General features: G+C 69.5%; 14 protein-coding genes. 8 read left to right on the top strand and 6 right to left on the bottom strand.

Annotation, left to right across the window (positions count from 1 at the left end; all coding sequences use genetic code 11):
* Nucleotides 1–86: 86 nt before the first annotated feature.
* The gene (locus tag WDU93_RS05660) at nucleotides 87–896 is read left to right on the top strand and encodes an arginase family protein (RefSeq protein ID WP_337318464.1); all 810 of its coding nucleotides are present in this window, start codon (nucleotides 87–89) and stop codon (nucleotides 894–896) included.
* A complete protein-coding gene (locus tag WDU93_RS05655) occupies nucleotides 893–1,342 on the top strand; it encodes a Fe-S oxidoreductase (RefSeq protein ID WP_337318462.1) in 450 nt (149 codons plus the stop codon). The genes WDU93_RS05660 and WDU93_RS05655 overlap by 4 nt, the downstream gene beginning before the upstream one ends.
* Here WDU93_RS05655 and WDU93_RS05650 read toward each other — a convergent pair.
* From WDU93_RS05650 to WDU93_RS05640, 3 genes are all read right to left on the bottom strand, one after another.
* Complete coding sequence (locus tag WDU93_RS05650) at nucleotides 1,321–1,794, bottom strand: SIP domain-containing protein (protein ID WP_337318460.1); 474 nt, start codon at nucleotides 1,792–1,794, stop codon at nucleotides 1,321–1,323. The genes WDU93_RS05655 and WDU93_RS05650 overlap by 22 nt on opposite strands.
* Before the next feature lie 66 nt (nucleotides 1,795–1,860).
* A complete protein-coding gene (locus WDU93_RS05645) occupies nucleotides 1,861–2,565 on the bottom strand; it encodes a tyrosine-protein phosphatase (protein WP_337318459.1) in 705 nt (234 codons plus the stop codon).
* Entirely contained in the window at nucleotides 2,562–3,029 is a 468-nt protein-coding gene (locus WDU93_RS05640) for a carboxymuconolactone decarboxylase family protein (protein WP_337318456.1), read from the bottom strand. The genes WDU93_RS05645 and WDU93_RS05640 overlap by 4 nt, the downstream gene beginning before the upstream one ends.
* Before the next feature lie 159 nt (nucleotides 3,030–3,188).
* Between WDU93_RS05640 and WDU93_RS05635 the strand changes: the two genes are divergently transcribed.
* From WDU93_RS05635 to WDU93_RS05610, 6 genes are read left to right on the top strand one after another with little or no spacing between them, the layout of a single operon-like run.
* A complete protein-coding gene (locus WDU93_RS05635; protein WP_337318455.1) occupies nucleotides 3,189–4,109 on the top strand; it encodes an alpha/beta fold hydrolase in 921 nt (306 codons plus the stop codon).
* A 41-nt stretch (nucleotides 4,110–4,150) separates the two neighbouring features.
* A complete protein-coding gene (locus WDU93_RS05630; RefSeq protein ID WP_337318453.1) occupies nucleotides 4,151–5,683 on the top strand; it encodes an ABC transporter substrate-binding protein in 1,533 nt (510 codons plus the stop codon).
* Between the two features lie 8 nt (nucleotides 5,684–5,691).
* A complete protein-coding gene (locus tag WDU93_RS05625; protein WP_337318451.1) occupies nucleotides 5,692–6,642 on the top strand; it encodes an ABC transporter permease in 951 nt (316 codons plus the stop codon).
* Nucleotides 6,639–7,508, top strand: coding sequence for an ABC transporter permease (locus WDU93_RS05620; RefSeq protein WP_337318450.1), 870 nt, complete (start codon nucleotides 6,639–6,641; stop codon nucleotides 7,506–7,508). Before WDU93_RS05625 ends, WDU93_RS05620 begins: the two co-directional genes overlap by 4 nt.
* Nucleotides 7,505–8,296, top strand: coding sequence for an ABC transporter ATP-binding protein (locus WDU93_RS05615; RefSeq protein WP_337318448.1), 792 nt, complete (start codon nucleotides 7,505–7,507; stop codon nucleotides 8,294–8,296). The genes WDU93_RS05620 and WDU93_RS05615 overlap by 4 nt, the downstream gene beginning before the upstream one ends.
* Nucleotides 8,293–9,093: an ABC transporter ATP-binding protein gene (locus tag WDU93_RS05610; protein WP_337318446.1), complete on the top strand. Its 801-nt coding sequence runs from the start codon at nucleotides 8,293–8,295 to the stop codon at nucleotides 9,091–9,093. The genes WDU93_RS05615 and WDU93_RS05610 overlap by 4 nt, the downstream gene beginning before the upstream one ends.
* Here WDU93_RS05610 and WDU93_RS05605 read toward each other — a convergent pair.
* From WDU93_RS05605 to WDU93_RS05595, 3 genes are read right to left on the bottom strand one after another with little or no spacing between them, the layout of a single operon-like run.
* On the bottom strand, nucleotides 9,068–9,592 hold the full coding sequence (locus tag WDU93_RS05605) for a GNAT family N-acetyltransferase (RefSeq protein ID WP_337318445.1): 525 nt from the start codon (nucleotides 9,590–9,592) through the stop codon (nucleotides 9,068–9,070). The two genes, WDU93_RS05610 and WDU93_RS05605, sit on opposite strands and share 26 nt — an antisense overlap.
* Nucleotides 9,589–10,287, bottom strand: coding sequence for a uracil-DNA glycosylase (locus tag WDU93_RS05600; protein ID WP_337318443.1), 699 nt, complete (start codon nucleotides 10,285–10,287; stop codon nucleotides 9,589–9,591). Before WDU93_RS05600 ends, WDU93_RS05605 begins: the two co-directional genes overlap by 4 nt.
* Nucleotides 10,287–11,072 (bottom strand): SDR family oxidoreductase, encoded by a 786-nt coding sequence (locus WDU93_RS05595; RefSeq protein WP_337318441.1) that lies wholly within the window; start codon nucleotides 11,070–11,072, stop codon nucleotides 10,287–10,289. The genes WDU93_RS05600 and WDU93_RS05595 overlap by 1 nt, the downstream gene beginning before the upstream one ends.
* Nucleotides 11,073–11,120: the final 48 nt, after the last annotated feature.

Here is an 11,120-nt window from a genome sequence, read left to right as displayed (position 1 = left end):
CCCCCCCCCCCCCCCCGGCGCGGGGGGGGGGGGGGGGGGGCCCCCCCGCCCCCCCCCCCCACCCCGTCTTCTCCCGAGGGAGAACCATGACCCGATTCCTCATCGTCCCGCAGTGGCAGGGCTCACCCTCAGCCCGGGCGATGCTCCTCACCGACGGAGCGTCGGCCATCGCCGGCGACCTGCCGCGCAAAGACACCACGGTGCTCGACGTGCCGCTCGAGGCCGGCGAGTCGCTCGGCAGCGGCGTGCTGCGGCTGAGTTCCCTGCTGCGCGTGCGCGAACAAGTACGCGAGGCCCTCACCGCCGACCCTGACGAGAAGTGGGTGCTGATCGGCGGCGACTGCAGCATCACCGTGGCGGCTCTCTCGCAGCTCGACACCGACGATCTCGCGGTGCTCTGGTGTGATGCGCAGCCCGATCTTCAGGTGCCGGAAACCTCGCCCTCGGGTGCCTTCTCCGGTATGGCGCTGAGTGCCCTGCTCGGCGAAGGAGAGCCCCGCCTGGCGCTCTCGCCCGGCATCCCTCGCGACCGCGTGGTCACCCTGGGTGTGCGCGCGGTCGACGAGGCCGAACCCGCACGGCAGCAGGGCATCGTGTCGATCGACGCCGACGCGGTCGCCGATCCGGATGCTGTCGCCGCCGCGCTCCGGGCGACCGGCGCCACGCGCGTGTGGGTGCACATCGATGTCGACGTGCTCGACCCCTCCGAGTTCGAGGGCGTCTCCTCGGCCGCCCCCTTCGGCGTCACCGTGGCCGCCCTTGTCGCGGCGATCCGCCGGGTGCGCGACGACCTGCCCCTGGCGGGTGCGACGATCGCCGGCTTCGCGCCGCGGACCCCCGTGGATGCCGTACAAGACCTCGGCGCCGTGCTGCGTCTGATCGGTGCGGTCGCGTGAATCAAAGCGTCCCCGCGGATGCCGAAGAGATCCTTCGGCGTGGGCGCAGGTTCGATCGCCGCATCCCGAGCTTCCTGCTGCGCTCCACGCTGAGTTCGATCGGATACGCCTGGGGCACGACGGTGGGCTGGATCTGGGGCTCCCTGTGGAGCACTGGTGCGGTCGAGCATCGCGAGGGCCTGTGGGTGTTCCGCGGCCTGCCCGAGTGGGCTTTCGCTCGCGGCGGCGTGTGCGTCGGCGGCTGCTATCTCACCGGCGAAGTCGACCCTTCACCCGAGGTGCTGCGGCATGAGGCCGTACACAGGGAGCAGTGGCTGCGCTACGGGTTCCTCATGCCGGTGCTGTACCTCGCTGCGGGGCGGAACCCCCTGCGCAACCGCTTCGAGATCGAGGCGGGACTGGAAGACGGCGGATACGTGCGCCGTCAGCGCGTGCGCAGACCGTAGTGCTCGGGCGCGTGGATCGCTGAAGCGTCCACACCGAGCTCCGTCGTCAGATGGTCGGCGATATCGGCCGTGCCCAGGTAGCCGCCCAACAGCATCACCTCGGTGTGCACGGCGTCGGCCGACTCCGGGCAGAGCATCTCGTCGGCCCATGCCGTGGCCGCGCGGGTGACCGCCTCACCGGGTGCGCAGCGCCGCCCTGTGCCGGGGGCGCCAGACCGCCGCGCACGCGGCAGCCAGGTCACCGTCATCCGCGGCGGTGCCGAGACGACACTGACGTCTGCCGCTTCGGGAACCTCGATGAAGACGCGTCCCACTGCGCACAGCGGGAGCGTCGCGAGGGTGGCCTCGAGCTCGGCGAGCGAGTTCTCGTCGGCGGTGATCAGGTACTGCACACGGCGACGACGAGAGGCCCGGCGCGTGGCGCGGACGGTCGTGGCGGTTTCTGCAGTCATGATGCCCTCAGTCTAACACCAAAGAAAGGGTTGCCTAACCTTCCCCACCGTCGGCGTCACATGCGGTCATCCGAGCAGTGTCGCCCCCAAGCCATCGAGCTCGGCCGTGGTCAGCCCCTGGGCGCGCAGGTAGTCGGCGACGGAACCATGCTCCGCGTCGAGCTGGTGCAGCAGTTCCCGCATCACCGGCGCCGGGGATGCCGTCGCGAGCTCCACGGCATGGCGCGCCTCGGGGTGATTCGCCTGCAGATAGGCCACGACGGCGCGGGTGCGGCGCTCGGGAAGGAGCGAGGCCGTCAGGGCGTAGTCGTCGACGACCTCATCCCGATCTGCTCCCACGGCCGACAGAGCGAGCGCGATCGTCACACCGGTGCGGTCCTTGCCGATCGTGCAGTTGACCAGTGTCGGCTCTCCGTCGGCGATCAGCCGCACGGCCTGCACCAGGCGGGGTGCGGCGTCTTCCACGAGGTGGCGGTACATCGAGGCGAGACTCATGTCCTCGTCGAAGAACGAGGCGACAGAGCCGAGGAAGAGCGGCACACGCACGGTCTCCGCCGCCCGGAAGGCGCTCGGCTCGGCGGCGACTTCGGCGTCGTCGCGCAGGTCGATCACCCGCCGTACGCGCGCGGCGAGCACCGACTCTCCCTCCGGAGTGAGCCCGGCGAGCTGGCCGGAGCGCAGCAACACGCCTTCACGGATTCGAGAGCTGCCGGCGCGAATGCCGCCGACGTCGCGCACGTTGGCGACGCCCGGCACCTGCAGCACAGTCACGCGGTGGGCCTCGGCGGCACGGGATAGCGCCCGGCGATCACGATGCGATTGAAGGCGTTGATCGAGACGCAGCCCCAGCTCAGCGCCGCGTACTCCTGCTCCGTGAAGATGCTGCCGACCCGGTTGTACACATCGTCAGGGATGCCGTCTTCACTGACGAACGTGAACGCCTCCGCGAGCTCGAGCGCGGCGCGCTCCCGCTCGTCGAAGACGTGGCTCTCACGCCACGTCGTGATCTGCATGAGCGTGTCCGTGTCGATGCCGGCGGCGAGCGCGCGGTCGACATGAATGCGCGTGCAGTAGGCGCAGCCGTTCAGCTGCGAACAGTGGATCATCACCAGTTCCTTGAGACGATCCGGGATCCCGGCCTCGCGCAGGGCGTCACCGACCGTCTTCGACAGAGCATCCAGCGCCTGGTATGCGGCAGGCTGGGTCTTCGACAGATGCACGCGCTTCTCGCTCATGCCCCCAGCCTATGCGAGTCGCTTCGGCATGGCATCGAGGCGCCCAAACCATATCGCTAAGTATCATCAGGAATACGGATGACACTTTGCGAATTGTTACCACCTATGGCGTTTCATACTGCTCCCGCATTTCTCTCTGCCGTCGACGCAGAGCAGAATATGGCCGTGGCACAAGACACCAGCGAGTTCCGCTACCTGCCCGGCCAGGCGCGCGCCCTCGGCGCCGAGTTGCCCGAGGTGACCAGGCTCACCCTGCCCCTCCCCGACGGTCGCACACTGAGTGCCCTGCGGTTCGGATCTGCCCCTCCCGAGGTGACTTTCCTCCACGGCGCCGGTCTCAACGCCCACACCTGGGACACCACGGTGCTGCAGGTCGGGCGCCCCACGCTCGTGATCGACCTGGCCGGCCACGGCGACTCCGCCTGGCGCGAGGACCGCGATTACTCCCCCCGCACGCTCGCCGAGGACGTCGCGCTCGCGCTGGCGGAATGGACCTTCATCCCTCAGGTGCTCGTCGGACAGTCGCTGGGCGGCCTGGTGGCCGCACGCGTCGCCGCACAGCATCCTGACCGTGTCCGCGAGCTGATCGTCATCGACATCACACCCGGCCTCAGCGTCGACGCGGCGCCATCAATCCTGCGCGACTTCTACGCCGTGACCGACTTCGCCAGCCGCGACGAAGTGGCGGATCGCGCCCAGAGCTTCGGGTTCGGCGGCAGCCGGGAAGACACCGAGCGCGGCGTCTTCTTCAACACCCGTACCCGCCCCGACGGTCGTGTCGAATGGAAGCACCACTTCGCCCACCTCGTCGGCCATGCGCTCGACACGCTCGACCCCGCCCCCGACGATGCCACCGGGCGGGGCGCGCAGGGATGGGCAGATCTGGCGGCCGTGACGGCGCCGGTCACACTCGTGCGCGGCACCCGCGGCTTCCTCCAGGATTCGGATGCCGAAGAGTTCGCGCGCCGCCTTCCCGCCGCCACGGTCACCACGGTCGAGGCGGGCCACAACGTCCAAGAGACGGCTTCCCGCGCCGTCGCCGACCTCGTCATCTCCGCCCTCGGGCTCCCGACCCGCTGATCCCCATCGGCCGCCACAGCGACCGCAGAGAGGACTCCTCCATGTCACGCACCCCTTCGTCTCGCAGATCGCGCCACCTCGCGCTGATCGGAGCGCTCGCGACGAGCGCTGTCGTGCTCAGTGCCTGCACCGGCACCGCATCCGACTCCACCCCGAAGCCCAGCGGCACGCCCGACCCGGATGCCACGCTGACGGTCGGTCTGGTGCTCGAGCCCACCAACCTCGACATCCGTCACACCAGCGGCGCCGCCCTCGAGCAGGTGCTGATCGACAACGTGTACGAGGGCCTGGTCACCCGCACGCAGGACAACACGATCGAGCCGCGCCTGGCCAGCGACTACGAGATCTCCCCCGACGGACTCACCTACACGTTCACGCTCAATGACGGCATCGTCTTCCACGACGGGGACGCGCTGACCGCCGCCGACGTCGTCGACTCGTACACGACCGTGCAGAGCGATGACACCGTCCAGGGCCACGCCGAGTTCGCCGGCGTCACCGAGGTCGCGGCTCCGGATGAGAAGACCGTCGAGATCACCCTCGCCGAGCCCAACCAGAACTTCCTGTTCGCCCTCACCGGCCCCGCGGGACTGGTCTTCCAGGCCGATGACGACACCGACCTGATGAGCGCCGAGAACGGCACCGGCCCGTTCACTCTGAACCGCTGGACCAAGGGCAGCAGCATCACGCTGGATCGGTTCGACGACTACTGGGGCACGAAGGCGGGTGTCGCCGAAGTCGTCCTGCAGTACATCCCGGACTTCACCGCAGGGGTCAACGCCGCACTCGACGGCTCACTGGACGTGCTCACCGCCGTCGACCCGAACCTTGCGCCGCAGCTCGAGGACGCCGGCACCTTCACGATCACCGAGGGTCGCACGACCGACAAGGCCACGCTCGCGTTCAACAACGCGAAGGCGCCGTTGGATGATCCGAAGGTGCGCGAGGCACTGCGCCTGGCGATCGACCACGAAGGTCTCGTCGAAGCCGTCGGCGCCGGTGAGACGCTCTACGGTCCGATCCCCGAGCTCGACCCGGGCTACGAAGACCTCTCCGAGCTGGCGCCCTATGACCCCACCCGCGCCAAGGAACTGCTCGCGGAGGCGGGCCAGGAAGACCTCGAGCTGACCCTGACGATTCCGTCGTTCTACGGCACTACGGTCGCTCAGGTGCTGATCAGCGACTTCGCCAAGGTCGGTGTGACTCTTGAGGTCGACCGCGTCGAGTTCGCGACCTGGCTGGAAGACGTCTACTCCAATCACGACTACGACCTGAGCTTCGTGCTGCACGTCGAGCCCCGCGATTTCGCGAACTTCGCCAACCCCGACTACTACTTCGGCTACGACAACGCCGAGGTGCAGGACCTCTACCAGCAGGCCCTGGCCGAGCTCGACCCGGAGAAGTCCGCCGCCCTGCTCGCCGAGGCGGCGCGCATCGTCTCGGAAGACCACGCCGCGGACTGGCTGTACAACGGCACGACGCTGACGGCACTCGTCCCGGGCGTCAGCGGCTTCCCCGAGGAGTCGATCAACTCGCGCATCGACCTCGCTGGGGTCACCAAGGCCGCCGAGTGATCTGACCGGTGCTCCGCTACGCGCTCACACGAGGAGTCCTGCTCATAGCAGGGCTCCTCGTGTCGAGCGTGCTCATCTTCTTGACGCTGCGGGTCTTTCCCGGCGACGTCGCGCAGCTGATCGCGGGCACGCAGGCCAGCAAAGAGCAGGTCGAGGCGCTACGGGAAGCGATGGGGCTCAACCGGCCCGTGCTCGTGCAGTACGCCGACTGGATCGGCGGCATCTTCCGCGGCGACCTCGGCACCTCCCAGCTCAGCGGCGCCTCGGTGAGCGCCGAGCTCGCCGAGAAGGCCAAGGTCACGCTCCCTCTGGGGCTGATGGCGATGACGATCGCCCTGGTGATCGCCGTGCCCTTCGGCATCCTCTCGGCGATGCTGCGCGGGCGCGCGGTCGGCACCGGAATGAGCGTGATCGCCCAGGCCGTCGCGGCGGTCCCCGTGGTCTGGGCGGGCATGATGCTCGTCGTCGTCTTCGCACACGGGCTCGGCTGGCTGCCCGCGCAGGGGTTTCCCCGCACCGGATGGTCGACCCCGTTGGCGGCTTTCGAGGCTCTCCTGCTGCCCGCCCTGACCATCGGCGTCGTCGAGGGCGCCATGCTCATGCGCTTCGTGCGCAGCGCGACCCTGCAGGCGGCCGGTGAGGACTTCGTCCGCACCGCGGCCGCCAAGGGGCTCACCCGCCGCCAGGCCCTCGTACGACATGGCATCCCCGCTGTGGGGCTGTCGATCATCACGGTGCTCGGCCTGCAAGTGGCCGGGATCGTGGTCGGGTCGGTGGTGATCGAGCAGCTGTTCACTCTGCCGGGCATCGGCCGGATGCTCGTGGCCGACGTCGGCACGCGCGATCTGGTCAAAGTGCAGAGCGAACTGCTGGTTCTCACCGGTTTCGTGCTGGTGATCGGCTTCGTGGTGGACCTCGTCCATCACGCCATCGATCCGCGACAGAGGGAGGCCGAATGATGCCTGCCTGGTTGCAGCGCCTGCTCGCCACCGGCACCGGACGATTCGCCACGGCCGTCGTGCTGCTGGTGATCGCCACCGCCCTGGTGGCCCTTGTGTGGACGCCGTTCGACCCGCTCAGCGCCGACGTGCGCAACCGGTGGGCGCCGCCGGGGTGGCCACATCTGCTCGGCACCGACGGCACCGGACGAGACATCCTCAGCCTGATCATGGCGGGAGCCCGCACGACCGTGTTCGTCGCGATCGGCGCAGGCATCGTCGCGACCGTCGTCGGCGTGCTGCTCGCCGCCCTCGGCGCACTCACTGCCCGCTGGGTGCGGGAGACAGTGGCCGTCCTCGTCGACATCCTCATCGCCTTTCCCGTGCTCATCATCGCGATGATGATCTCGGCGGTGTGGGGCGGTTCGCTGTGGGTCGTGATCGTGTCGGTCGGCATCGGATTCGGGGTGAACATCGCCCGCGTCACCCGCCCCGAACTTCGTCGTGTGCAGCGCAGCGACTTCATCGTCGCCGCCAGAGCCGCCGGGCTGACCCCCGCGCAGAGCCTCGTGCGCCACCTGCTGCCCAACGTCGCACCGGTGTTCATCGTGCAGCTGTCGTGGTCGATGGCCGTCGCTGTGCTCGCCGAGGCCGGGCTGTCGTACCTCGGCTTCGGCGCGTCGGTGGCCGACTCGTCGTGGGGCATCCTGCTGGCAGATCTGCAGCGCTACATCGGCGTGCATCCGCTCTCGGTGCTCTGGCCGGGCCTGGCGATCACCCTCACGGTGCTGTCGCTGAACTTGCTCGGCGATGCTCTTCGCGAGGCCACCGATCCCACGCTGTCGCGGCGCGCCGCCGAGGTGCGCCTGCCGGAGGTGGTCGCGTGACGCTCGAGGTGCAGGATCTCGTGGTGCAGGTCGACGGCCGACGCGTGGTCGACGGGGTGAGCTTCCGGGTCGGCGACGGGGAACGTCTGGGGTTGATCGGTGAATCGGGCTCGGGCAAATCGGTGACCGCCCTCGCCGTGCTCGGCCTGCTGCCCGACGGCATGACGGCCAGCGGCAGCGTGCGGTGGAACGGCGTCGAGATCCTCGGGATGCCCGATCGCGAACTCGCCCAGCTGCGCGGCGACGAGATCGGGATGGTCTTCCAGGAGCCACGCTCCGCCCTCAACCCGATCCGCACCGTCGGCAGACAGATCGTCGAATCCATCCGCATCCACCAGAAGGTCAGCCGGGGCCAGGCGCGGCAGATGGCGATCGAGCAAGCCGCCAGGGTCAAGCTGCCGGATCCGCCCGCGATCATCGACCGCTACCCGCACCAGCTCTCCGGCGGGCAGCGGCAGCGCGTCGCGATCGCGATGGCGCTCGCCTGCCGACCGAAACTGCTCATCGCCGACGAGCCGACCACGGCGCTCGATGTGACCATTCAGGCCGAAGTGCTGCGACTGCTCCTCTCGCTCGTCGAGGACTTCGGCATGTCACTCGTGTTCATCACCCACGACCTCGCCGTACTCGCCCAGGTCGCCACCTACGGTGTCGTGCTCGAACACGGCCGGGTCGTCGAAGCGGCACCGGTGCAGACACTGCTCACCGCGCCCACATCGCCCATCACCCAGGGGTTGCTGCGCGATGCGACGGCAACCCTGTGGCGGCCGCAGGGCGGTGACGCGTGAGCGCCCTCATCCATGCACACGGGCTCAGCCGCTCCTACCCGGTGCCTCGCACACACCTGTTCGAGCGTGCCAGGGTGAACGTCGCCCTCGAGCCGACCGACCTCGAGGTCGCCGCCGGCGAGTCGCTCGGGCTGATCGGCGAATCCGGATCGGGCAAGTCCACGCTCGTGCGCCTGCTGTTGGGACTCGACCGGCCGACCAGCGGGCAGCTCTTCGTCGACGGCAGAGCCGTGGATGCGGCGGCATCCGCCCGCTCCCTGCATTGGCTGCGCCGCCAGACGGGGCTGGTGTTCCAAGATCCGTACGCCTCGCTCGACCCGCGGATGACAGCCGGGCAGATCATCGCCGAGCCGCTGTGGGCACTCGACATTCCCGGCGACCATCGCGTCCGCGTGCGGGAGGTGCTCATGCAGGTGGGGTTGGACGCCGACATGGCCGACCGCCACCCGCACGAGTTCTCCGGCGGCCAGCGCCAACGCATCGCGATCGCGCGGGCAATCGCCCATCGCCCGCGGATTCTCGTCGGTGATGAGCCCATGTCTGCTCTCGACGTCACCGTACGTGCGCAGGTGCTCGCCCTGTTCGAGCGGCTCCGCCGCGACGAGGGTCTGACCCTCATCCTCGTCTCCCATGACATCGGACTGGTGCAGAACCTCAGCGACACCGTCGCGGTGATGAAGGATGGCCGCATCGTCGAGCGGGGCACGACCGTGGACGTGCTGCAACACCCGACGCAGGACTACACCCGGCAGCTGCTCGCAGCGATTCCCGTCATTCCGCGGGCACCGGAGGCGTGAGCTCCCGCTGCAGGAAGCGCACGCCGATCTGACGTCCGAACTTCAGCCCGGTGCGGGTCAAATGCCCGGCGTCGACGAACCCGGCCCTGCGGTGCAGGGCGAGGGATGCCTCGGCACCCTCGTCGGCGATCACGGCGATCACCTGGCGCAGGCCGGCCGCGCGCGCTGCCTCGAGGAACGCCGCCAGCAGACGGGTACCGACCCCGCGGCCCGCGGCCTCTGGTGCGAGGTAGATGGAGTTCTCGACGGTGTAGCGATAGGCGGACTTCGTCGACCAGGCGACGCCCAGCGCGTAGCCCAGCACAGCACCGTCCTCCGCCTGCGCGACGAGAAACGGGATGCCGTGGCCCTCGATGCTCGCCCGCTTCTCTGCCCAGCCGCGCGGGGTGCTCTCGACCTCATCAAAGGTCACCGTCGAGGTGCGGACGTAGTGGTTGTAGATGGCGCTGATGGCGGGGATGTCGCCTGCGGTCACCGTGCGGATCACCAGATCGTTCATCGTTCTCCGTCCACACGCCAGTCGATGGGGGCCGCCCCCTGCTCCTGCAGCAGGGCGTTGGCCCGCGAGAACGGCCGCGATCCGAAGAAGCCACGCCGCGCGGACAGCGGTGACGGGTGTGCGGACTCGATCACGGGCGTCGCGCCGAGCAGGGGTTTCAGGCTCGCCGCGTCCCTGCCCCACAGCACAGCCACCAGCGGCTGCGCGCGCGCGACGAGCGCCCTGATCGCGAGCTCCGTGACGGCCTCCCAGCCCCATCCGCGATGCGAGGCCGCTTCACCGGGGCAGACGGTGAGCACGCGGTTGAGCAAGAGCACGCCCTGATCGCTCCAGGCGCTGAGGTCGCCATGCTCGGCCGGAGGGATGCCGAGGTCGCTGTGCCGCTCGGCATAGATGTTGTTCAGGCTGCGCGGCAACGGACGCACGTCGCGGTCGACGGCGAACGAGAGCCCGATCGGATGCCCGGGTGTCGGATAGGGGTCCTGGCCGGTGATGAGCACCCGCACGTCGGCAAGCGGCCGTTGGAAGGCCCGCAGGACGTTCGCGCCGGCGGGCAGGTACTCGCGGCCCGCCGCCTGTTCTGCGCGCAACCGCTCCCCCAGTGCCGTGATCGTCGGCTGGACCGGTGCGAGAGCCGCGGCCCACCCCGGATCGATCTCGCCGGCTTCGGCGAGCTGCGCGAGCGTTCGCGGCATCAGTCGCCGAGCCCGCGCGGGCGCAACGGACCGCGGGCGAGCAGGTGCTGCGCGGACTGCGCGACCGGCCGCATGGTCACCAGGTCGAGATTCACGCGCCGTGGTGCGGAGAGGGCGTAGACGATCACATCGGCGACGTCCTCGGCGAGCAGCGGTTCCTCAACGCCGGCATACACCGATTCGGCCGCCACGGAGTCACCGCGGAGGCGGTTGAGGGTGAACTCCTCGGTGTGCACCATGCCGGGCGCGATCTCGACCACCCGGATCGGCTCGCCGTTGAGTTCCTGGCGGAGCACCTTCACGAGCATCGACTCCGCCGCCTTCGCGGCGTTGTATCCCGCACCCCCGGGGTAGGCGACCTGCGCGGCGGTCGAGGTGACGAACACGGCATCCGCATGTCCGTCCTCCTCCGCGGCGCGGCGCAGCAGCGGCAGCAGTCCTGCCACGAGGCGCTGCGCGGAGAGCACGTTCGCATCGAACATCCACTGCCAGTCCGCGGCCGAGCCGTCGGCCACCGAGTCGGTGCCCCGTGCGCCGCCGGCGACCTGCACCAGCGCGTGCACCGGTCCGCTGCGGTCCAGCTCTGCCACGAGCGCGTCGACGGCGTCCTGATCGGTCAGGTCGCACGCGATGGCCGAGGCGCCGGTCTCCGCAGCGAGCGCAGCCAGACGCTCCTCCCGTCGGGCGACGCCCACGACGTCCCACCCGCTCGCGCGGAGGGCACGCACCGTGGCCTCCCCGATACCGGTGCTGGCTCCTGTGACCACGGCTCGTCTGCTCACCATGCCTCCACCGTACGACCTTTCTGCGCATCCGACCTGTGCACACCGCAG

The organism is Microbacterium istanbulense (assembly GCF_037204145.1).
In the GTDB taxonomy this organism is placed as follows: domain Bacteria; phylum Actinomycetota; class Actinomycetes; order Actinomycetales; family Microbacteriaceae; genus Microbacterium; species Microbacterium istanbulense.
This window is presented reverse-complemented; position numbering and strand designations above follow the sequence as displayed.